Genomic DNA, 23,154 nt, shown 5'->3' with positions numbered 1-23,154 from the left:
TCTTCGCCAAAAACGGCCAATGGATGCCGGCCACATCATCCGGGCGGCTCGGCCTTGCCAGCGAGGCGGGTGTCGACGTTGCCAGTGAGGTCGATATTGACGGTGAGGGCGCTTCGGCCTGGCCCTGGGACGATGGCGACTGGATGGCGGCGCGTGGCGCCCGTCATGGCGGCGAGCTGCCGCTCTCGTTCTATCGGCTCGAGGCCATGGGGTGGTATCTCTCCCGCTTCACCGGGCCGTTGAACTGGGAGCGACTGGCACATGAACTGGTGCCTTACGTTGCCGATCTGGGCTTTACCCATATCGTTCTCGACGCCGCCTTGCATGAATATCCCACCGCCGTGGTCTGTCGCTTCGTCGAGACCTGTCACGTGGCCGGGGTAGGTGTACTGGTTCGGGCCTCGCACGGGGACTCCGAGAGCGCCGCCGAGCGCTGGTGTCGACGCTGCCATATCGATGGCGTCGAGCGGCACGACGAGACTTCGCAAGTGAGTCGGTTCTGGCTTTTCCTCGACGATCACGCGCGCGAACGCATCGAGCTTCACGGCCGCGATCGCTGGCATCTTGCCGCCGCCGAATATCTGGCCTGGTCGATAACCGAGCGCTGTGACCGACATGCCGTCTGGGTGGCGGGCCTGACACCGACGGAGAGCGATCGCGGCGTGCTCGAACACTCGTCGGATATCCGCCCGGCCTATCGCGGGCGCGTCCTCGGTGAAGACTGGCAGCGGTTCGCGACGATGCGAACCTGCCTGGCTCTGATGTGGGCGCTGCCGGGTGACAAGCTGATCGCCATGGGCGGCGAGCTCGGCCAGAGCCTCGCCCCGCCGACGCACGAGGCGATCTGCTGGCCGCTGCTGTTCGAGAGCGAACACGCCGGCATCCTGCGCATGGTGGCCGATCTCAATCGGCTCTACGTCAATGAACCCGCGCTGCAGATCCGCGACGACGAGCGTCTCGGATTCGAGTGGCTGGTCGAGGACGACCACGACAACTGCGTGATCGTCTTCGCGCGACATGCGCAGAGCGGTCACGCCAGCCTGGTTTGCGTGTGCAATTTTCAACCCTGCGTTCATTACGGCTATCGGCTGGGTGCCCCTAGCGCCGGTCGCTGGCGGGAAATCTTCAACAGTGACAGCGTCTTCTTCGCCGGCAGCAACGTCGGCAACGGTCGCCTGCTGTCCACGGAGCCGCTTGCGAGCCACGGCCACGCGCAGTCGCTCAGTCTCACCGTGCCGCCGATGGCGGCGATCTTTCTGCGTCACGAAGTCTGGTACGAGGATTCGCCATGAGTGTCGCCAAGGATGGCAGGACGATCCGGGATACCCCGGTCGGGCATGAGCTGAGCAAGGAAGATGAGGCCACGGAGCCCGTGTCGGGTTCGGATACCGCCGCGGCTTTTCGGCCCTGGTACGGCGCCTCGATCCAGGAGGGAGGGCGCACCGCGTTCCGGCTCTGGGCGCCCGATGCCGAGCGAGTCGACCTGGAGATCGAGGGACGAGATCCGCTGCCGATGACGGCTGCGAAGGGGGGCGATTTCACCGTCGAGACCGACTGCGAGGTCGATAGTCGCTATCGCTACCGCGTGTTCGTCGACGGTGATGGCGTGGCGATCCCCGACCCGGCTTCCCGGGCGTTGGCGGGCGGGGTCGACGGCCAGAGCCTCGTCGTCGATCCGTGCGGTCACGCCTGGCAGCAGCCGAACTGGCAGGGCCGGGCGTGGGAAGAGACGGTGATCTATGAAGTGCATCTGGGCGCCTGTGGCGGTATCGAAGGTTTGCGCCGACGCCTGCCGAGTCTCGTGGAGTTGGGCGTCACTGCGATCGAGCTGATGCCGATCGCCGAGTGCCCAGGTCGGCGCAACTGGGGCTACGATGGTGTCCAGCCCTATGCCGTCGCCAGTTATTACGGTACGCCCGACGCGCTCAAGGCGCTGATCGACGACGTTCACGCCCATGGGCTGATGATCTTTCTGGACGTTGTCTATAACCACTTTGGCCCCGACGGCAATTTTCTCGGGCACTATGCCAGCGCGTTCTTTCGCGAGGATTTGCAGACGCCATGGGGCGGCGCCATCGACTTTCGAAAGCCGCCGGTGCGACGCTACTTCATCGATAACGCGCTGATGTGGCTGCTCGACTATCGTTTCGACGGTCTACGCTTCGATGCCGTTCACGCAATCAGCGAGCGTGATTTTCTGGTCGAACTGGGGCAGACGATTCGCCATTGGATACCGCGTGACCGTCACTGTCATTTGATCCTCGAAAACGAGCACAATCAGGCCTCGCTGCTCGAGCCCGCGCTATACGACGCCCAGTGGGCCGATGATTGGCACAACGTCATGCACGTGCTGCTGACCGGCGAGCGCGAGGGTTACTACGCGGACTTCGTCGCCTCGGCGACCGACAAGCTGGTGACCGTGCTGGGCGAGGGATTTCTGTTTCAGGGCCAGCGCTCGCGCAAGGGGGAGCCGCGTGGCGAGCCGAGCGGGCATCTGCCGCCGACTGCTTTCGTCGATTTTCTGCAGAATCACGATCAGGTCGGCAATCGCGCGCTGGGCGACCGCCTCGTGCATCTCACGCCGCCGGAGGCGCTGTCCGCAGCCACGCTTGCACTGTTGCTGTCGCCTTCGATTCCGCTGCTGTTCATGGGCGAAGAGTGGGGCTCGACCCGGCCCTTTCTGTTCTTCACCGACCATCGTGACGCGCTGGCCGACGCCGTGCGCGAGGGGCGACGCCGCGAATTCGCCGAGTTCAGCGCCTTCGAGGACCCGGCGCAGCGCGAGCGTATTCCGGACCCCAACGCCGAATCGACCTTTCTCGCCTCGTGTCTCGACGACGCTGAAGCCGAGCGACCCGCCAATCAGGCGGTTCGCGCTCGCTACCGCGAATGGCTGGGGCTGCGTCATCGCCACTTGGTGCCTCGGCTGGCAGGTAGCCGTGCGCTGGGCGCCAGAGCGCTGGGAGACAAGGCCGTCACGGCGGTCTGGTGTCTGGGTGACGGTGCCGTGCTGACCCTCGCGCTGAACCTGTCGAATGCCGTCGTTCGACTCGATGATCCACCGCGGAGTGCGCCGTTGGCCACCTCGCGAACAGGCAACGAAGGCGCGCTCGAGAGCGGCGAGCTGGCGCCACTCCAGGCCGCCGTCTGGCTCACGACCGCGTCTCTCGAGCCCGCACGGCAGGGGGAAGCGCAATGAGTGCGGCGCTCCGGCAACTGGCCGAAGCGGTCGGGCTGATGCTCGAGTGGAGCGACAGTGACGGGCAGTCATGCACGTTGCCGGAGAACCGACAGCGCAAGATGCTGGCGCTGCTCGGCTGGCCGGCGGCGGACGAGGCGCAGGTTCGCGACAGCCTGGCGCGCTGGCAGGCTCGGCAGCGCCCGGAGAAACTCGAGGGATTGCCGCCGCTGTTGATCGCCGATCAGGGGGTAGCATTCACTGTGCCGAGTGCTGCCGCCGCCGAGCGTGCCTTTTCATTGCGCCTGGAGACCGGCGAGACATACGAGGGGCATCTGGACGAACACGGCCGTCTGCCGCCGATCGAGACACTGGGCTACCATCGTCTGTCGCTTCTGGGGGCATCCGCCGATGACACCGTCTGCCTGACGCTTGCGGTCACCCCGCCGCGCTGTTTTTCCATTGCGGATATCTCAGCTGGTGAGGCACCTCACGATGGCAGCCTGTGGGGGACTAGCGTTCAGCTATACGCATTGCCGCGGGAAGGCGATGGCGGCATCGGCGATCTGCTGGCGCTCGACACGCTGTGCCAGCGGCTGGCGCCGGAGGACGTCGATGCGGTCGCGATCAGTCCGCTGCATGCGCTGTTCGGCGCGCATCCTGAGCGTTTCAGCCCTTACTCGCCGTCGAGCCGGCTCTTCTACAACGTCTGGCATGCGGCACCCGAGTGCGTGTTCGATGCCGAGACCGTCGCACGGGCCCGCGCGCCGTTCGCCGAGGCCATGGCCTTGCAAGCTCAGCAGGCGCTGATCGACTGGCCGGCCAGCGTGAAGCTCAAACTCGACATGCTCGAGCGGCTGTTTCTCCACGTTCAGCGCGACGAGCGCGCGCTGGCCTGGCGTTCCCGGTTCATCGCCTTTCGTCGTGACGGTGGCGAGAGTCTGGAACGCCACTGTCGTTTCGAAGTCCTGCTGGCACAGTCGAAAACCCCCGACTGGCGCCGCTGGCCGGCCGCCTGGCACGATCCGAACGGCGCCGAGGTCGAAGCCTTTGCCGAACGACATCGTGAGGCGATCACCTTTGCGGCGTTTCTGCAGTGGCTGGTGGCGGCGGGGCTGGCTCACGTTCAACAGCGGGCGATCGCCGCTGGCATGCGTCTGGGGCTCATCGCCGATCTGGCGGTAGGCATCGATCCGAGCGGCAGTCAGGCATGGAGCTATCCTGGAGAGCTGCTGACCTCGTGCGGCGTGGGCGCACCGCCGGATGCCTTCAACGCCCGCGGCCAGAGCTGGGGGGTGGCGGCGTTTTCGCCTCAGGGGCTCGTGGCATCCGGCTATCACGGCTTTCTGGCGATGCTGCGCGCCGGATTCGCCCACGCGGGCGGTCTGCGCATCGATCATATCCTGGGTTTTTCACGGCTGTGGCTGATCCCCGAAGGGGAGTCGGCCGAGCAGGGCGCCTACGTGCGTTATCCGCTCGAAGCGATGCTGCGGCTGGTGGCGCTCGAGTCCTGGCGGCACCGGGCGATCGTGATCGGCGAAGACCTCGGCACGGTCGAGGCCGGGCTGCGTGAGCGACTGGCGGCGTACGGCGTGCTGGGCATGAGCGTGCTGTGGTTCGAACGCGACGGTGACGATTTCCTGCCCGGTGCGCGCTGGCGGCACGACACGCTGGCGACGACCAGCACGCATGATCTGCCGACGGTGGCGGGCTGGTGGCAGGGCGAAGACCTGCGCTGGCGGGAACGATTGAAACTCTTCAAGCCGGGCGAGACGATGGCCGAATCGAGCGAGCAGCGCCGCTTCGATCGTCAGCGACTGGCGGCCCGGCTCGAGCTCGACGCGATCGCCGACGACGATGGCATTGCCGCGGCGGCGATCGATGTCGAGGATGTCGTCGATGCCGCTCTGCTGCACGTGGCCTCGACGCCGACGCCGCTGGCACTGCTGCCGCTGGAAGATCTGCTGGGACTGACCGAGCAGGCCAACCTGCCCGGCACGACCGATGAGCACCCGAACTGGCGCCGCCGGTTGCCGCAGTCGCTGAGCGTCGCCCTCGATGATCCTCCCCTGAAGCGACGGCTCAAACGGATTGCCCACCTGCGTCGGAGGCTCGAGCCATGAGCGGACCTGTCGTGACGCTGGACGCCACCGTCGATGCGACAGTCGCCCCCTCGCTGCGGGCGACCGTGAGACTCCAGCTCCACGCCGGTTTCGACCTCGACGCCGCGCGAGAGCAGGTCGATTACTACGCCGAGCTGGGTGCAAGCCACGTCTATCTCTCGCCGATTCTCGCCTCGAGACACGGCTCGACACACGGTTACGACGGCGTCGACCCGACGCGTATCGATCCCGAGCTGGGTGGCGAGGCCGCGCTGGAGCGCCTGGTCGAGGCGCTGCACGCTCGTGGTATGGGGGTGATCGCCGATATCGTTCCAAACCACTTGGCGGTGGGTGCCGAAAATCCCTGGTGGCAGGATCTGCTGGCGCATGGGCGGGCGAGCGATTATGCCGCCTGCTTCGATATCGACTGGGGACAGGCTGGGGCCGACGGCAAACTGCTGCTGCCGTTTCTCGGGGAGCGCTACGAGACCGTACTCGAGAATGGCGAACTGGTGCTGGTCTGGGAGTCGGCGTCGGGCCGCTTTGCCGTCGCCTATCACGAGCACCGTTTTCCGATCGATCCCTCGCACACCGTGGGTGTGCTCGCGTCACCGGTCGATCACGAGGCGCTGGGTGCCGAGGATCCGCACGTCATGGCCGCGCTGGCGCGACACGATGCCGCCACCCCTGAGGGGCGCGCGCGACTTCACGATCTGCTCGAGCGTCAGGCCTACCGCCTTGCCCACTGGCGGGTGGCCAACGACGCGCTGAACTGGCGACGCTTTTTCGACATTACCGAGCTTGCCGGCGTGCGGGTCGAGGATGAGAGCGTCTTCGACCTTTCCCATACCTATCTGCTGTCGCTGGTGGAGCGCGGCTGGATCGACGGGTTACGTATCGATCACGTCGATGGCCTGGCCGACCCCCGAGGCTACTGTCTGCGCCTGCGTGCGCGACTCGATGCGATCTCTCAGCGCACCGGGATGCCAAGGCCTCGTCGCCTCACGCTGCACGTCGAAAAAATTCTCGCCGGCGATGAAACCCTGCACGACGACTGGGGCGTGGACGGCACCACCGGCTACGACTTTCTCGATCAGGTCGGCGGCGTGCAGCACGATCCCGTCGGCGAGGCGCCATTGACGGCACTGTGGCGAGAGATCAGTGGGCGCAGCGGCGATTTCGCCGCCGAGGTCCGTGCGGCTCGTCAAGAGATGCTGGCGGGGCCGCTGACCGCCGAGTTCGAGCGTGCCGTGGCGGCGGTCAGCGCGCTGGCGGCACTCGAGCCGGCGACGCGGGAGTTCACGCCGCCGGCGATTCGTCGCGTGCTTGGCGCGCTGGCGGTGGCCTACCCGGTTTACCGAAGCTATAGCGACGTCAACGGCCGTCCCGTGGCCGACGAGCCCGACTTCCGCCGCGCGCTGGAGACGGCCCGAGCCACGCTCTCCGCGGCCGATTCCGCCTGGCTTCCCGTGCTGGATGACTGGTTCGGCGCGCGCGCGCCCGCGGCTTTCGATGAGCCCCTCTGCCGTGTTCGCCTGGCTGCCATCGAGCGCTTCCAGCAGCTGACCTCACCACTCGCCGCCAAGGCGGTCGAGGATACCGCCGGCTATCGCAGCGCCGTGCTGCTCTCGCGCAACGATGTCGGCTGCGAGGGGGACCGCTTCGCCGAGTCTCCGGCCGTTTTCCATCGCGCCAGCGCTCGGCGTCAGGCGAACTTTCCGCTAGCGATGCTGGCGACGGCGACCCACGATCACAAGCGGGGAGAAGATGTTCGTGCCCGGCTCGCGGTACTCAGCGAGATGGCGTCCGCCATCGCGCCGACACTGCGCGCCTGGGCGCTGGACGAGCGCCTCTACGATAGTGACGACCGTCCCGCCGGCGGTGACCGGCTGATGCTGCTGCAGCTGCTGCTGGCGGCCTGGCCGCTCGATCTGACGCCCGAGGATGCCGCCGGACTCGAGCGTTATGCCGATCGACTCGCTGCCTGGCAGCAGAAGGCGATGCGCGAGGCCAAGCTGGAGAGTCACTGGCTGGCGCCCGATGACGCCTACGAGCGCTCGGGAGAGGATGCGATACGCCGCGCACTGGCTGGGGATACCGTCACGGGAGAGCTTGCGTCGCTGGCTGCACGTCTCGATATTCCCGGCGCCATCAATGGCCTTGCGCAGACGACGCTGAAGCTCTGCGCGCCGGGGGTGCCGGATATCTACCAGGGCACCGAATTCTGGGATCAATCTCTGGTCGATCCCGACAATCGGCGCCCGGTCGACATGCCGGTTCGCCGCGAGGCCCTGGCACAGAACGAGCCGCCGCCCGCGGCGTGGCGACACTGGCGTGACGGCGCGGTCAAGCAAGCGCTGATTCGGGCGCTGCTGAGACTGCGCGCCGAGCAGCCGGCGCTGTTTGCACAGGGCGACTACATTCCCCTCGACGCCGTCGGGACTCGAGCGGCGCACGTGCTGGCTTTCGCTCGCTGCAGTGCCGAAGCGACGCTGGTCGTCGTGGTGACGCGGTTGCCGCTCGGGGTGCTTTCCGCGGGCGACGATTCCGGACTGCAGTGGGGAGACACGACGCTCTCATTGGCGAAGCTCTCGCTGCAGGGCATGGGCCGGCCGTGGCTGACCGATGATGCCATCGAACTCGGCACGACGCTGTGGATGGCTGAACATCTCGGCGAGTTTCCCTGCGGGGTCTGGTTGTGGCAGTCGCAGCGCGAGGCACACCGGCAGGAGGGCGAATCGGCTGACGCGGGATCGTCAGCGGGGCCGGCAGCGTGAGCCGTTATCACTCGCGAGTGCTCCCATCCCGCAAGAGCCGCTATGTTGTAGAGAGGTTCTGGGTTGACTAAAGAGCCGCTGGGTTGACTAAAAAGCTGCCGGGTTGAAAAGAGTATCGCTGGGTTGAAAAGAGAATCGCCAAGGTGAAAGAGACGAGCAGGCAGACGACCCGGAGAGGTGATCCGGGAACGATCTAGCAAGACACGAGGCTTCCTGCGGGAGTCTTGTCGTGTGTCACACATCGGCTCGATCGGGCCAGGGATGATCCCGATGAGTCACAGCCGAAAAGGGAGAGCAACATGATGACGAGTCGCGAACAACGGATACGCATGCTGGCGTATCGCATCTGGGAATCCGAGGGGCGACCCGACGGGCAGGAGGCCCGGCATTGGGAGATGGCGGAGCGTATCGTCGAAGCGGAAAACGCGCGCGAGGAGGAGCAGGAGTGGCGCGAGGCCGGCAATGAGCCCTCCCCGTTGGAAGGCGAGGATCCGCCGGCGGAGCCCGACGAAATCGGCATCGACGAGCCGCGGCTGCCGCTCGACGATCCCGAAACCGAGGCGCGCAAGGAGGAGGACACCGGCGTCGAAGTCCATCCCGCAGCCCCCGCGAAGCCGTCCAGACCACGACAGGCTGGCGCCAAGTCGGCCGGCGGTGCAAAAACTCCGGGGCGGAGCGCCAAGAAGGCGGGCGCGGGTAGCGGAAAGCCGGGTACCAAGGCGGGCTCGGACCTGGGCGCCAAGACCCCGACCAAGCCGCGCAAGAAGCCCGGCGCTTCAAATGAGCCTTCCGGCGAGTCGTCCAAGTAGGTTGGCCGGCCGCATGTCTGAATATCTGACGCGCTCGCGTCGGGGTACCGGATGGTGTCAAGGGCATCTTGCAAGGCGGAATGATTCCGCCTGGAGGTCGGTAGGACATGGACGATAGAGACGGGCACATGATGCGAGCGAACGTCGAGGGGCCAAAGGGGAGCGACGCGATCTGGGGCGATCAGCAGCCCGAGGCAGTGGCGCGTCACGGCGCGGACGAGTCGATGGGCAGCGGTGGCGGGACGGCCGTCAACGGCAGCCTGCTCGAGTGTTCGCGAATCCGCGAGGGTTTGCCCTACCCGCTAGGCGCGACCTGGGACGGGTTGGGTGTCAACTTCGCGCTGTTCTCGGCCAATGCGACACGGGTCGAGCTCTGCTTGTTCGATGACGACGGCAAGACCGAGCTCGAGCGCATCGCGCTGCCGGAATATACCGACGAGGTGTGGCACGGCTATCTGCCCGATGCACGGCCCGGTCAGCTTTACGGCTATCGAGTTCACGGCCCCTACGAGCCGGAGGCCGGCCATCGATTCAATCCGAACAAGCTGCTGATCGACCCCTACGCCAAGCAGCTCGTCGGCGAGTTGATCTGGGACGATGCGCTCTACGGCTACACCATCGGCCACGAGGATGGCGATCTCAGCTTCGACGAGCGCGACAGCGCGCCTTTCATGCCGCGGTGTCGGGTGATCGACCCGGCGTTCACCTGGGGCCGCTCGACGGAGATTCTGGTGCCCTGGAGTGACACGGTCATCTACGAGACTCACGTTCGCGGCTACACCATGCGCCACCCCGGCGTACCGGAGGAGCTGCGCGGTACCTTTTCTGGACTCGCGGTACCCGAGATCATCGATTATCTCGGCGATCTCGGTATCTCATCGCTCGAACTGATGCCGATTCACGCCTTCGTCGACGATCGGCATCTGCAGGAGAAGGGGCTCCATAACTACTGGGGTTACAACACGCTGGCGTTCTTCGTGCCGCATCCGCGCTACATGGCGACCGAGAGTATCAGCGAATTCAAGCAGATGGTGGCGCGTTATCACGCGGCCGGCATCGAGATTCTGCTCGACGTGGTCTACAACCACACCGCCGAAGGCAACGAATTGGGGCCGACGCTTTCGTTCAAGGGCATCGACAACGCCTCCTACTACCGTCTGATGCCGGAGGAGCCGCGTTATTACATCAACGATACCGGCACCGGCAACACGCTGAATCTCTCCCATCCGCGCGTGCTGCAGATGGTGACCGACTCGCTGCGCTACTGGGCCGACGAGATGCGGGTCGACGGCTTCCGTTTCGATCTGGCGACCATCCTCGGCCGCGAGGCGGACGGCTTCGACGAGGGCGGTGGCTTCCTCGACTCCTGCCGGCAGGACCCGCTGCTGTCGCAGTGCAAGCTGATCGCCGAACCCTGGGACTGCGGTCCGGGCGGCTATCAGGTCGGCAAGTTTCCGCCCGGCTGGGCTGAGTGGAACGATCGCTTCCGCGACGACATGCGCGCCTTCTGGCGCGGCGATGCCGGACAGCTGCCGGCCTTCGCCAATCGGCTGACGGCCTCCGCCGATCTGTTCGACCACCGCGGTCGCAAGGCGTTCTCCTCGATCAACTTCATTACCGCGCATGATGGCTTCACGCTGCGGGACCTGGTCAGTTACAACGACAAGCACAATCAGGCCAACGGCGAGGAGAATCGCGACGGCCACGACAACAATCTCTCCTGGAATCACGGCGTCGAGGGGGAGACCGACGATGCCGAGATCCGCGAGCTGCGCATGCGCCAGATGCGCAACCTGCTGGCAACGCTGATTCTGTCTCAGGGCACGCCGATGCTGCTGGCGGGCGATGAGTTTGCAAGAACCCAAGGCGGTAACAACAATGCCTACTGCCAGGACAGCGAGATCGGCTGGGTGAACTGGGATCTTTCCGATGAAGGCCGCGATCTGCGCGCGTTCACCCGTTATCTGATCCGCCTTCGCCGCCAGTACCCGATTCTCGAGCGCGGACGATTCATGACCGGCAAACTCAACGAGAGCCTGGGCATCAAGGATGTCTCCTGGCTCAAGCCCTCGGCTGAGGAGATGCGCGTCGACGATTGGCACGATGACAAGGCGAGAGCGATCGGAGTCGTTCTTAACGGCCACGCCCAGCCTACCGGCATCTGCCGTTTCGGCAGCGATATCACCGTGCTGCTGGCGCTCAACGCCAGCGATGCCGATGTCATGTTCGTGCTGCCGGACGTGCCGGGTGGCAGTGAGTGGGTGCGCCGTGTCGATACCTTTGATCCAGCTGCGGACGACATACACTGCCCGCTGAGCAGCGAATATCTGGTCAGGCCCCGCAGTCTGTCGCTGTTCGAGCTGGTGGAAGACGCGACGGCGGGGGCCCGCTGATGCGAACCGCGTTCGGGCAGGCACCACGTTCACGTTTCGGGGCGAGCAGGGAGGTCGCATGATGCCATCGGAAGTCTTGCATCACGGTGATGCGTCGCTGAGTGCCGCCGATCTCGAGGCGCTGGCGCACGGCACGCACGTCAACCCCTTTGCCGTGCTCGGCCCGCACCGGCGCGGCGGTCATCGCGATGGCAGCGACATCGTTGTCCGTGCCTATTTGCCGGGTGCGACGTCGGTATCTCTGGTCGAGCGTGACAGTGACCGCTTACTGGGGGAGTGCGCGGCACCCGCGATCGAGGGGCTCTTCGTCGGTCACCTGGCTGCAGAAGTCGGCTACCGTCTAAAGATCGAGTGGCCGCACGCGACGCAGATCGTAGCCGACCCTTATGCGTTCCCGCTGTTGCTGGGAGAGACGGATCTCTATCTGATCAATGAGGGCAGTCACCGTCAGCTCGGTCACTGTCTTGGTGCGCAGGTCATGTGTGTCGATGGGGTCGATGGCGTGCGGTTTGCGGTATGGGCGCCGAACGCGCAGCGCGTTGCCGTCGTGGGCGATTTCAACGGCTGGGACAGCCGTCGACACGGCATGCGCTGTCGATTTCCGGCGGGCGTGTGGGAGATATTCATTCCCGATATCGGTGCCGGCGAGCGCTACAAATTTGCGCTGATCGACGTCAACGGCGAGCGGCTGCTCAAGGCCGATCCGGTGGCGCTGTCGACCGAACCGCCACCGCTGACCGCCTCGGTCGTGGCCGATGCGACGCCGTTTGCCTGGGGCGACGCAGACTGGATGGCGTCACGCGCATCGCGTCAGGCGCCGACGGCGCCGATCTCGATCTACGAGGTGCACGCCGGCTCCTGGCGCAAGCACGGTGGCGACGAGGGGGCCATCTATCACTGGCGCGACCTGGCCGAGTCGCTGATTCCCTACGTCAAGACAATGGGATTTACCCATATCGAGCTGATGCCGATCATGGAGTACCCCTTCGGCGGCTCATGGGGCTACCAGCCGCTGTCACTGTTTGCACCCAGCGGTCGGTTCGGCACGCCGGCAGATTTCGCCGGCTTCATCGATGCCTGCCATGTCGCCGAGATCGGCGTAATTCTCGATTGGGTTCCCGGGCATTTTCCCTCCGATCCGCACGGCCTGGCGCACTTCGACGGCACCGCGCTCTACGAATACGCCCACCCGTTCGAGGGCTACCATCAGGACTGGAACACTTATATCTACAACCTCGGACGGCGAGAGGTGCACGGGTTCATGCTCGCCTCGGCGTTGCACTGGCTGCGCCACTTCCATCTCGACGGCCTGCGCGTGGACGCGGTCGCGTCGATGCTCTATCGCAACTATTCACGTCAGGAGGGAGAGTGGATCCCCAACCATCTGGGAGGCAAGGAGAATCTCGAGGCGGTGGCGTTTCTACGCCATCTCAACCAGGTCGTGCGCGACGACGTGCCGGGTGCGGTGATGATCGCCGAGGAGTCGACGGCCTGGCCGGGGGTCACCGCCCCGGTCGAACATGACGGGCTGGGCTTCAACTACAAGTGGAACATGGGCTGGATGCACGACACGCTGAGCTACATCAGCCACGACCCCGTCTACCGTCGCTATCATCATGACCAGATGACTTTTGGGCTGGTCTACGCCTTCAATGAGCGCTTCGTGCTGCCGATCTCGCATGACGAGGTGGTTCACGGCAAGGGGTCGCTGCTCGACAAGATGCCGGGAGACGGCTGGCAGCGCTTCGCCAATCTGCGCGCCTATCTGAGCTTCATGTGGCTGCATCCGGGCAAGAAGCTCCTGTTCATGGGTTGCGAGTTCGCCCAGGGGCGGGAGTGGAGCCACGACCGCGAGCTCGACTGGGGACTTTTGCAGTCCGCCGCGCACGCCGGCGTTCAGCGGCTGGTCGGCGATCTCAACGCGCTCTATCGCGAATACGGGGCGCTTCACGAGCTGGACGGCGATTCGGCGGGGTTCCGCTGGGTGATCGGCGACGACTTCCAGAACAGCGTCTTCGCCTGGTGGCGAATCGGCCGCGAGGGTCGACCCGTGCTGGCGGTGGCTAACCTGACGCCGCAGCCTCTGGCGGGGTATCGCATCGGCGTGCCGCTGGCGGGTCACTGGCGCGAACGATTCAACTCGGATGCCGAATGCTATGGCGGCACGAATGTCGGCAACGGCGGTGGGCTCGAGACCGAACCGCTTGCCGCGCACGGCGAGACGCAGTCGCTGGTATTGACGCTGCCGCCGCTAGGCGTGGCGCTACTGCTTCCCGGCACGGCGGGCCAGTAGCGCGCGGGTGACGCCATTGGTCCAGCCAAAGCCATCCTGCAGCGGATATTCGCCGCCGGTGGCGAAATCGGCCCCGGGGTAGAGCACGTACTTCTCGACCAGCTTATGTTCGCGGTCGTACAGATCCTGTACCAGCGCCAGCCAGCGGTCGGCGATGGTCTCGGCCAGATCCTCGAACCCGTAATGCCCCAATCCTTCGATGGCCATCCACTGCAGCGGCGCCCAGCCGTTGGGATGATCCCACTGCTGGTGACTGTCGCTGATCTCCGTCGTCGCGATCCCGCCTGGCGCCAGCAGGCGTCGGGCAACGATACCGGCGACGCGATCCGCCTGGCCGCGCGAGGCGGCGCGGACGAACAGCGGGACGACGCTGGCGGCGGTGAGATGCGGGCTCAGGCTGCCACGCTCGATGTCGTAATCGAAGTAGGCGCCGTGATCCTCGCTCCACAGATAGCGATCCATGGCCGCCTGCCGACGTCGGGCGCGATCGCCAAATTCGTCGGCGCGGGCGGCAGCGCCAGTCATGGCGTTGAGTCGGGCGAGCGTCTGCTCGAGATGGAAGAGCAGGGCGTTGAGGTCCGGCGTCACGAATGCCGTGGTGCGGATCGTGGTGATGTCCTTGACGTCATCGAGCCAGCGGCCGCTGAAATCCCATCCCGTCTCCGAACCGGCGCGCAGGTCGCGAAAGAGTCGTGCTGCGGGTCGCGACGTCTGGTGCGATAGCTCCAGATCCTCGCGAAAGGACTCCTCACGGGGTGTGGACCTATCGTCCCAGTGGCGGTTGAGCCAGTGTGTCTCGTCGAGCCGGACGCAGCGGCGGTGGCTCTCGCCGGGCTGCAGGCGATCCTCGCCGTCCATCCAGAACGCGTATTCGCGCTCGAGCTGCGGGAGATAGGCGCACGCGTCCTGCATCTGCTGACGTTCGACCAGCTCTACCATCATCGAAAACAGCGGTGGCTGCGAGCGGCTCAGATAATAGCTGCGGTTACCGTTGGGCATGTGCCCGTAGCGCTCGATCAGATCCGCGCAGTTGTCGGTGACCGCACGCAGCAGCCGGCCTTCGCCACTGGCGGCGAGGCCGAGCATGGTGAAGTAGGAGTCCCAGTAGTAATACTCGCGAAAGCGCCCGCCCGGCACCACGTAGTCGTGCGACAGCGAGAGCAGTGACGACCACTGCGGATGATGACGCGAGTTGCGCGTCAGGATCGGCCAGAGCCGATCGATATGTTCGGACATGTCGTGCTCGGGGCGCGACTCGTAGCCGCTGCCGGGCAGGGTGTCGGCATCGAAATGATCCGAGACGAACGTCTGCAGGTCGAAATCGTCGCGATCACGATGCTGCTCGTAAACGCTCATGACCTGCTCCGGCGACTGCTTGGGAATGCAGTCGGCAAAGGTCTTCGAGTCCTCGAAGATGTGCGCCATGGCCACGGCTTCGAACAGTTCGCCATAGCGGTCGTGGGGCGTCATGGCGCTCTCTTCGCTCACTTTCGTGGTTCCGGGGCGAATCCGGGGGCTGTCCAGCATGGCGTCACTCCCGGCAGGTGGAAACGTGCGGCGAGGCGAGGATTCACTCTTCATACTGCCAAAGCAGGCCGCCGTCTACCGGTAGCGAGGCGCCGGTCATGTAGGCCGCCTCTTCCGAGGCGAGAAACGCCACGACGCCGGCGATATCCTCCGGCCGGCCCAGGCGGTTGAGGGGAATGTTACCCAGCAGGTTGCGGAGCTTCTCGGGGTCTTCATCCAGTGCCGAGTTGATAGGCGTCTTGATGGCTCCCGGTGCCACGCTGTTGACGGTAATGCCCAGTGGCGCCAGCTCCACCGCCAGATTGCGTGTCAGCATGCGGATACCGCCCTTGCTCAGGCAGTAGCTGGTGAAGCCGGGAAACGGCAGATCTTCGTGTACCGAGCTCATGTTGATGATCCGACCGCCACGTTCGGTATCGCGCAGGTGACGTACGAAAGCCTGAGTGGTGAAGAAGACCCCTTTCAGGTTGAGATCGAGTACCTTGTCGTAATCGGATTCCTCGACGTCGAGAAACGACGAATCGATCTCGAGCCCGGCGTTGTTGACCAGGATATCCAGTTGGCCCATCGCCTCGACGCCTTCGGCAATCAGGCGGCGATTGGTCTCGACGTCGGCGAGATCGCCGGTGACGATGGTCGCGCGCTGGCCGTGGGCCCGCACGCGCCTGGCGGTCTCCTCCGCGCGGTCCGAGGGCTTGCTGCCGCACACCACGACATCCGCACCCGACTGAGCCAGCCGCTCGGCCACGGCGCGTCCGATGCCTTGGGTGCTGCCGGTGACCATTGCAACCTTGCCTGCCAGCTGCATGTCTCTCTCCTTCCTTGAGTTCAATGCGTATGAAATCGGCTCACCTCTGAAGGTAGAGCAGCTTTTGTCGGACGACCAAGCTTTGGTCGTCCGATTCCGCCCGGCCATACGCGCGTTGTCGTCGGGCTTCTCGGGTAGGATGATGGCAGCGAAACCTCGATGAGGTGGGTGACGACACCGCGGGAAAAGCGTGAAGGGAGACGATGTGAGCGGATGGAAACGAGTCGGGATGATGCTTTCGTTGATGCTGATGGCAGTCATCAGCCTGCCGGCATCGGCGCAGTCGCTGAGTTCGCTGGTCGGCTCCCAGGGCCAGGCAAGCCAGACGCAGGACGCGCCCACTCCGAAGGAGCTGCGGGCTTCGCTCGATCAGATCATCACCACGTTGGAGAACGGCGATCAACGCCAGGCGCTGCTCGATAATCTCAAGCAGCTGCGCGATGCCACGGCGGCCGATGCCCGCGAACAAGCCGGCTCGGGGGGACTGCTGGGGGCCCTGGCCCAGTCGTTCACGACGCTCGAGGCCGACGGCCTGGATAACCCGATCAACTACTGGTCGGCGAAGGCCGAACAGGCGGGGGAGGATGTGGCCAGCCTGATGGCCTCGCCCGAGGCGCTGCCGCGCCAGCTGCTCGATCTGCTGTGGGTGACGGCGCTCTGGGTCGGCGTCTCGCTGACCCTGGCGATCCTCTGGCGCTGGGGCGTCAGGCGCCTGGGCCTGCCGCTGCAGCTACCGGAAGAGCCCACGACCTGGATGCTGATTCGGCATCTCGTGCGGCGCGTCGTGCCGCTGGGAATCGGATTCGCCGCTGCGCTCTCGACGGTCCACCAGGTGGCCACGCAGTCGGTCGGTATGGTGCTGGCGATGGTGGCGGCCTACGCGACCCTCTGCGGTGCGGTTTTTGCCGCGGTCTGCGAGATTGTCTTTTCGCTCTTCTCCAGCGGCCACCGCCAGGTGGCATTGAGAATTCTGCGTCGACGCGGGGCGCGCTGGCTGTTTTCGCTGGGAGCGCTCGTGGCCCTGGGCGATGCCGCCAACGCGTCTGGCGTCGTCGAGGTGCTGGGCGAGGGGCTGACGACGTTCGTCTCGCTGCTGGCCAACGTCGGTGCGGCATCGCTGCTGGGCATCTTCGTGCTCGTGTTCCGGCGGCCGATTCGCCATCTGATGCGTAACCGGCCCTACGCGCAGCGACGAGAGCGACGGGCGTCGAGCGAACTGATCCGGCTGTTCAGCCGGGTCTGGCATATCCCGATCCTGCTGATGGTGGTGGTCTCGCTGATCGCCATGGTGATGTCGGCGGAAGATTCGCGCAGCGCTTTCTTCCGGGCGATCATCACGGCCGGTCTGATGATCGCGACGCTGGTCATCAACGGGCTGATTCATCGCCGTCGCGAAAAGGCGCTGGAAAAACGCGCCTCCGAATACTGGGATCGGCTGGTGCGGTTCGGTTTTACCCTGGCGCATGTGCTGAGCTGGCTGATCTTCGCCGAGCTGGCCATGCGCGTCTGGGGATCCTCGCTCTGGGCCGTCGGCGGTTCGGCGGGCATCAGCCAGCAGATCGCCAAGGCGGTCATGGGGCTGGGAGTGACATTTCTGCTGGCCTGGCTGGCGTGGATACTGGCGGACACCGCGATCAAGCATGCGCTGCTGCGCAGCAGTCGCCGCCACGGGCGCCGTGTCAACGCCAGTGCGCGCGCGCAGACGATCACGCCGCTATTGCGCAACACGGTATTCGTGACCATCGCCGTCATCGCCGCGATCATCGCGCTGGCCAATCTCGGCGTCAACGTGACGCCGCTGCTGGCCGGTGCCGGGGTGATCGGCCTGGCGGTCGGCTTCGGCGCGCAGACGCTGGTTCAGGACCTGATCACCGGTCTTTTCATCCTGATCGAGGATTCCCTGGCGATCGATGATTTCGTCAATCTTGGCTCGCACATGGGTACGGTCGAGGCGCTGAGCATTCGCACCGTCAAGCTGCGCGACCTCGATGGCATCGTGCATATCATTCCGTTCAGTCAGATTCAGGGGATTCAGAATTATTCCCGTGAATTTGGCATTGCCTTGATGCGTATTCGTATCTCGCATCAGATGAAGATCGACGAGGCGATCGAGACGGTGCGCGAAATCGCCGACGAGCTGCGCAACGACCCGATGATGCGCCACCATATCTGGGGCGCGCTGGAGGTGCAGGGAATCGAGAGTTTCGATGCGGGCGCGGCGATTCTTCGCGTGCGCATGCGCACGGCACCGATCATGCAGTGGGACGTGGCACGCGCATTCAATTTGCGCCTGAAGCAGCGTTTCGACGAGCGCGGTCTGGATCTCGCCATGCCGAGGATGAGCGTGGTGATGGAGCAGACGCCGGTGCAGCCCGCCGGCGAGGGCGCACGCGAGCCGATCACGGCGCCGGGGGCGCCCGATCCTCAATAGAAGCGCGTACTGGGCGTCAGCGTGTCAGGGGGGGCGTCGAGCCTGTGGCGCGCTGCGTGGGACTTCAGTCGATGGATGGCTGGCCGATATCGTCCGTGAGCGGAGCCGTTTGATGGGCCAATAACAACAACGCCTACCGGGAGCCGGCCAATGAGCCATGCGGTGCCCACGATCGATGCGCTGTGGGTGATCCTCAGCGCGATTCTGGTATTCACGATGCAGGCCGGTTTCCTCTGTCTCGAGGCCGGCGTGACCCGTAGCAAGAACGCGATCAACGTCGCGATGAAGAATGTCTGCGACTTCGCGGTGGCGATGCTGGTGTTCTGGTGCGTCGGCTTCGGCGTCATGTTCGGGGCGAGCCAGCACGGCTGGTTCGGCGGCAGCTTCTTCCTGCCCGAGTTCGAGGCGTCGTCCGGATTCTGGCTGGCGGTATTCTTCCTCTTCCAGGTGATGTTCTGTGCCACGGCTGCCACCATCGTGTCCGGAGCGGTGGCGGAGCGCATGCCATTCCAGGCCTATCTCGTCATCACGCTGCTGGTGAGCGGGCTGATCTATCCGGTCTTCGGTCACTGGGCCTGGGGCGGTGCCTATACCGGCAACGGCGGCTGGCTCGCTTCGCTCGGGTTCATCGATTTTGCGGGCTCGACGGTCGTGCATAGCGTCGGCGGCTGGGTGGCGCTGGCGGCGGTGCTGAGAATCGGGCCACGCCGCGGGCGCTTTGTTCCCGGTCAGCCGGCGACGCTGATGCCGGCGGGCGATCTGCCATTGGCCATGCTCGGGGTGCTGGTGCTGTTCATCGGCTGGTTCGGCTTCAACGGCGGCAGCACGCTGGCCTTCGACGACTCCGTACCGGGCGTGCTGATCAACACGGTGATCGCTGCCGTGGCCGGCGTCATGTCGGCACTGATGCTGGGTTGGCGGCTGCGCGGATTTGCCGAGGTCCTCTATGCGCTCAATGGCGCCATTGCCGGCCTGGTGGCGATCACCGCCGGCGCCCACGAGCTGACCATTTCGGCCGCGCTGGTGACCGGCGCTATCGGCGGGGTGCTGATGGTGTGGGCAAGCGAGCTGCTGCTGCGCTGGCGTATCGATGATGCCGTCGGTGCCATTCCGGCGCATCTGATCCCTGGCATCTGGGGGACACTTGCCGTCGGCCTGTTCGGTGACCCTGAACGCCTCGGCACCGGGCTCGGCTGGGCGGCTCAGTGCGGTATCCAGCTTCTGGGTGTCGTCGTCTGCGCGATCTGGGCGTTCGGCCTGAGCTGGCTTCTGTTCGGCGGGCTCGGTCGATTGATGCCGCTGCGCGTCAGCGCCGAGGCGGAAGAGATGGGCCTCAACATGGCCGAGCACGGCGCCCGCACCGAGCTGTTCGAGCTGCTGGAAGCGATGCGACAGCACGAGGAGTGCGGCGAAATCGGTGGGCGGGTCGAGGCCGATGCCTTCACCGAAGTCGGCCAGATCGCGGCCAGCTACAACCGCGTCTCGGCAGCGCTCGAGCGTGCCATGGCAAAAACGCAGGTGATCCTGCGCAACCTGCGCGATGGCATGTTGACCTGGCGGGCGGACGGCGTGCTGACCGCGCTCAATCCGGGAGCCGAAACGCTGTTCTCGGTGACAGCGGCCGAAGCGGTCGGCGCGCCGGTCGAATCGCTGATCCGCGGTCCGGTGCCGCTGCCCGGCCAGCGCCGGGAAGTGCGAGTCAGGACGGCACAGGGGGTGCGCACGCTGGAGATCCAGGTCAGCGAGGGCGCCTCCGACTCTGAGGCGGAGTTCGCGGGGCTGGTCAGGGACATCACCGACCGCAAGCGGATCGAGGAGCAGCTGAATCGCGAGCGAGACCTGGCGCAGGTAACCCTGGCATCGATCGGCGATGCGGTGATCACCACCGATGGCAGCGGCCTCGTGACCTTTCTCAATGCCGAAGCCGAGCGGCTCACCGGCTGGGGCCTGGAAGCCGCTCGACAGGCACCGATCGGCCGAATCTACACCCTCGTCGACGAACGGACCGGTCGGCGGGTCGACAACACGGCGCGCCAGGTTCTCGCCAGCGGCAGACCCTCGGTCACGCTGGAAGGACGGCTGCTGGTCGCCCATGACGGCAGCCGGCGACCGGTTCAGGACTCCGCGGCACCGATCCGCTCCCGGTCGGGTTATACGGTCGGTGCGGTCGTCGTTTTTCAGGACAAGACTCATACCCACGAACTGACGCGCCAGCTCAATCACCAGGCGTGTCACGATGGTCTGACCGGACTGCCCAATCGCCGCGAATTCGAAAGACGCCTGCAGCGCTGCCTGGATGACGACGATCATCGCCAGGTCGTCTGCTATCTCGACCTCGATCAGTTCAAGATCGTCAATGATACCTGCGGTCACACGGCGGGTGACGAGCTGCTGCGCCAGCTGGCGGCGGTACTTCAAGGTCGGGTTCGCGAGCGCGATCTGGTGGCACGTCTGGGTGGCGACGAATTCGGTATCGTCTTCCATGACTGCACACTCGACGAGGCCCGGCGGGTCGCCGAAGGCGTGCGCGAGGTGGTGGAGAATTTCCGCTTCGTCTGGGAAGGCCGAATCTTCTCGTTGGGCGTCAGCATGGGGCTCGTGGCTCTCGATGGCGAGATACGCGCCCTCAGCGATCTACTGAGTGCCGCCGATGCTGCCTGCTATGCCGCCAAGGAGGCTGGGCGCAATCGGGTGCACGTCTATCAGCCGGACGACCGCCAGCTGCTGGCGCGTCATGGCGAACTGCAGTGGGTGCCGCGGCTGCAGGCCGCACTCGATCAGGATCGGCTGCGGCTCTATGCGCAACCGATCGCGCCGGTCGCCAATCCCGAGCTGATCCAGCATCACGAGATACTGGTGCGTCTGGAAGAGGGTGGCAAGCTCTTCGCGCCGGGCAGCTTCATGGCGGCCGCCGAGCGCTATAACCTGATCACCCGCGTCGATCGCTGGGTCGTGCGCAATACGCTGGCGTGGCTTTCCGATACCTGCCGGCGGCGCGGCGATGCGGCGGTCGCCCTCTGGTCGGTCAATCTGTCGGGCGCCTCGCTATCGGACGAGCGCTTCTGCGACGAGCTGGTGCAGTGGGTGCGCGAGGCCGCGCTACCCGAGTCGACACTCTGTTTCGAGATCACGGAAAGTGCCGCGATTGCCCAGCTATCGAATGTTTCTCGACTCATTCGCCGCCTGCAGCGCTTCGGCTGCCGCTTCGCGCTGGACGACTTCGGTGCCGGCCTGTCGTCGTTTGCGTACCTGCGGCAGCTGCCGGTCGATTACCTCAAGATCGACGGCGCGTTCATTCGAGACATCGACAGCGATCCCATCAACCGGGCGATGGTGGAGGCGATCAATGCCGTCGGCCATACCATGGGGCTGAAGACGATCGCCGAATTCGTCGAAACCGACGCGGTTCTTCGGGAGCTGGCGGCGATGGGCATCGATTTCGCTCAAGGATATCTTCTCGATCGCCCTCAGCCGCTGGAGCGATTGCCGGGAACGCGTGTCATGCCGCGCTGAGTTCAATCGAGTGGTGCGCCGGATCCTGCGTCCGGCAATGCCGGAACAGGGCGCTACCGGAAGGCGTCGCGCAGAGTGCATGACTCCCCGCTATAGTGACAAGGCACGATGACGCCATCATCGGCAGGAGGCCAGATGATCGATTCGATGCATTGTTCACCGTGCCTGCGGCACGCGCGGCGCTGGGCGGGGCCGCTGGCGGTGGTTGTCGGCTGTGCGCTGCTCGCCGGCTGCACGCGTCCGGAGAGCGTCGCCGCCAGTGAGGCAGGCTCGAGCGCCAGGCTGGATGTCGCGCCGCTCTACAGCGAAGCCTATCAAGGACGATTGCCCTGCCTCGGCTGCGGCGAGCAGCCCGTCGATTCCGAGATCGTGCTCTACCGCGAGCGCCGGACGGGCGCGCCCGCGGGATATCAGCTCAACCAGAACTACCTGACCGATGCCGGCGAACCCGTTTACACCAGCCAGCACGGCAGCTGGGTCGTGACGCAGAACGGCACTCGCGCCGATGACCATCCGGTCTACCGCTTGACGCCGGATGATCCGGAGGGCGCCGTGGTCGTGGTGGAGCAGCGCGATGCCGATACGCTGATGCCAGTTGGCGCCATGGCCAGGCAGCTCGACGAACAGCCGCTCGAGCGGGTGGCGGCTCCGGCTCGCGGCGACCTGACGATCACCGAAGCCGATAGCGGCCTGCCGATCGCGATTCGCGTCGGCGAAACGCTGACGGTCAGCCTCGCGGCGGAGCGCGGGGGCCGCTTCGCCTGGTACCTGGTGACGCCGCCCGAAGGCGCGCTGGAGCCTCTCGGATCGCCGATGCGAGTGGCCGCCGGTCAGATCCGGCAGCAGGTAGAGCGGGACAGCACCGCAGTCTGGCAGTTCCGCGGACGCTATCCCGGTGAGATGGCGCTGCGCTTCGAGCTGCGTTCGCCGGCCGCTTCCCGTCCCTCTTCTTCGACCCCGCCCGAGGCGGCGCCGGGCCGAGTCGTGCGTTACTCCGTGAATATTCGATGACCCCGGCGCATCGAGCCCTTGACCGAGGCGGTATGAGCTTTTTCAGGTTCAGCTTCCGCACGCTGCAGCCGATACTGATGCAGCAGGGCCTGACCTGGATCAACGCCGCCTTAGTCTTTGGTCTGGGCCACCAAAAGCGAATGGTGTTGGAGCGGCCGTTAATTTAGGATTTGTGTTATTAGGTAATCCAAAAGTATCTATTGCATGTCTTTGCGACTAAATGTAATCATTGTCGCCAGTCGAGGCCGCTCACTTCCCACGCGACGATGAGCGTCCCGGTTCCACCGGAGATCGGACACCGAAGCCCGCATT

At 65.4% G+C, this 23,154-nt stretch carries 12 protein-coding genes; 10 read left to right on the top strand and 2 right to left on the bottom strand.

The window, feature by feature from the left end:
• The first annotated feature begins 23 nt into the window (after positions 1 to 23).
• The 7 genes from IE125_RS06485 (at position 24) to glgB (ending at position 13,552) form a co-directional block, all read left to right on the top strand.
• Positions 24 to 1,292 carry an alpha amylase C-terminal domain-containing protein gene (locus IE125_RS06485; protein WP_189443856.1) on the top strand — a complete coding sequence of 423 codons (1,269 nt, stop codon included), beginning with the start codon at positions 24 to 26 and terminating at the stop codon, positions 1,290 to 1,292.
• The gene (gene treZ, locus IE125_RS06480; RefSeq protein ID WP_189443855.1) at positions 1,289 to 3,199 is read left to right on the top strand and encodes a malto-oligosyltrehalose trehalohydrolase; all 1,911 of its coding nucleotides are present in this window, start codon (positions 1,289 to 1,291) and stop codon (positions 3,197 to 3,199) included. The genes IE125_RS06485 and treZ overlap by 4 nt, the downstream gene beginning before the upstream one ends.
• Positions 3,196 to 5,301, top strand: a complete 2,106-nt coding sequence (gene malQ, locus IE125_RS06475; protein WP_189443854.1) for a 4-alpha-glucanotransferase — start codon at positions 3,196 to 3,198, stop codon at positions 5,299 to 5,301. The genes treZ and malQ overlap by 4 nt, the downstream gene beginning before the upstream one ends.
• Positions 5,298 to 8,057 carry a malto-oligosyltrehalose synthase gene (treY, locus tag IE125_RS06470; RefSeq protein WP_189443853.1) on the top strand — a complete coding sequence of 920 codons (2,760 nt, stop codon included), beginning with the start codon at positions 5,298 to 5,300 and terminating at the stop codon, positions 8,055 to 8,057. Before malQ ends, treY begins: the two co-directional genes overlap by 4 nt.
• 299 nt (positions 8,058 to 8,356) lie before the next feature.
• Positions 8,357 to 8,866: a DUF2934 domain-containing protein gene (locus IE125_RS06465; protein WP_229808961.1), complete on the top strand. Its 510-nt coding sequence runs from the start codon at positions 8,357 to 8,359 to the stop codon at positions 8,864 to 8,866.
• A gap of 128 nt (positions 8,867 to 8,994) precedes the next feature.
• Positions 8,995 to 11,259, top strand: coding sequence for a glycogen debranching protein GlgX (glgX, locus tag IE125_RS06460; protein WP_229808960.1), 2,265 nt, complete (start codon positions 8,995 to 8,997; stop codon positions 11,257 to 11,259).
• Positions 11,260 to 11,317: 58 nt separating this feature from the next.
• Positions 11,318 to 13,552 (top strand): 1,4-alpha-glucan branching protein GlgB, encoded by a 2,235-nt coding sequence (gene glgB / locus IE125_RS06455; protein ID WP_189443852.1) that lies wholly within the window; start codon positions 11,318 to 11,320, stop codon positions 13,550 to 13,552.
• Here the strand turns inward: glgB and treF are convergent.
• Together treF and IE125_RS06445 are read right to left on the bottom strand one after the other, a co-directional pair.
• Positions 13,523 to 15,079 carry an alpha,alpha-trehalase TreF gene (treF, locus tag IE125_RS06450; RefSeq protein ID WP_189443851.1) on the bottom strand — a complete coding sequence of 519 codons (1,557 nt, stop codon included), beginning with the start codon at positions 15,077 to 15,079 and terminating at the stop codon, positions 13,523 to 13,525. The genes glgB and treF overlap by 30 nt on opposite strands.
• 43 nt (positions 15,080 to 15,122) lie before the next feature.
• On the bottom strand, positions 15,123 to 15,887 hold the full coding sequence (locus tag IE125_RS06445) for an SDR family NAD(P)-dependent oxidoreductase (protein WP_189443850.1): 765 nt from the start codon (positions 15,885 to 15,887) through the stop codon (positions 15,123 to 15,125).
• A gap of 229 nt (positions 15,888 to 16,116) precedes the next feature.
• Here IE125_RS06445 and IE125_RS06440 point away from each other — a divergent pair, with 229 nt between their 5' ends.
• From IE125_RS06440 to IE125_RS06430, 3 genes are all read left to right on the top strand, one after another.
• A complete protein-coding gene (locus IE125_RS06440; RefSeq protein WP_189443849.1) occupies positions 16,117 to 18,318 on the top strand; it encodes a mechanosensitive ion channel domain-containing protein in 2,202 nt (733 codons plus the stop codon).
• A gap of 150 nt (positions 18,319 to 18,468) precedes the next feature.
• Positions 18,469 to 21,831 (top strand): ammonium transporter, encoded by a 3,363-nt coding sequence (amt, locus tag IE125_RS06435; protein ID WP_189443848.1) that lies wholly within the window; start codon positions 18,469 to 18,471, stop codon positions 21,829 to 21,831.
• A gap of 135 nt (positions 21,832 to 21,966) precedes the next feature.
• The gene (locus IE125_RS06430) at positions 21,967 to 22,842 is read left to right on the top strand and encodes a protease inhibitor I42 family protein (RefSeq protein WP_189443847.1); all 876 of its coding nucleotides are present in this window, start codon (positions 21,967 to 21,969) and stop codon (positions 22,840 to 22,842) included.
• The last annotated feature ends 312 nt before the right edge of the window (positions 22,843 to 23,154 follow it).

Origin of the sequence: Salinicola rhizosphaerae, assembly GCF_014652715.1 — a bacterium.
Classification (GTDB): Bacteria; Pseudomonadota; Gammaproteobacteria; order Pseudomonadales; family Halomonadaceae; genus Salinicola; species Salinicola rhizosphaerae.
The sequence above is the reverse complement of the archived record's forward strand: the minus strand, read 5'-3'. Positions and strand labels throughout refer to the sequence as shown.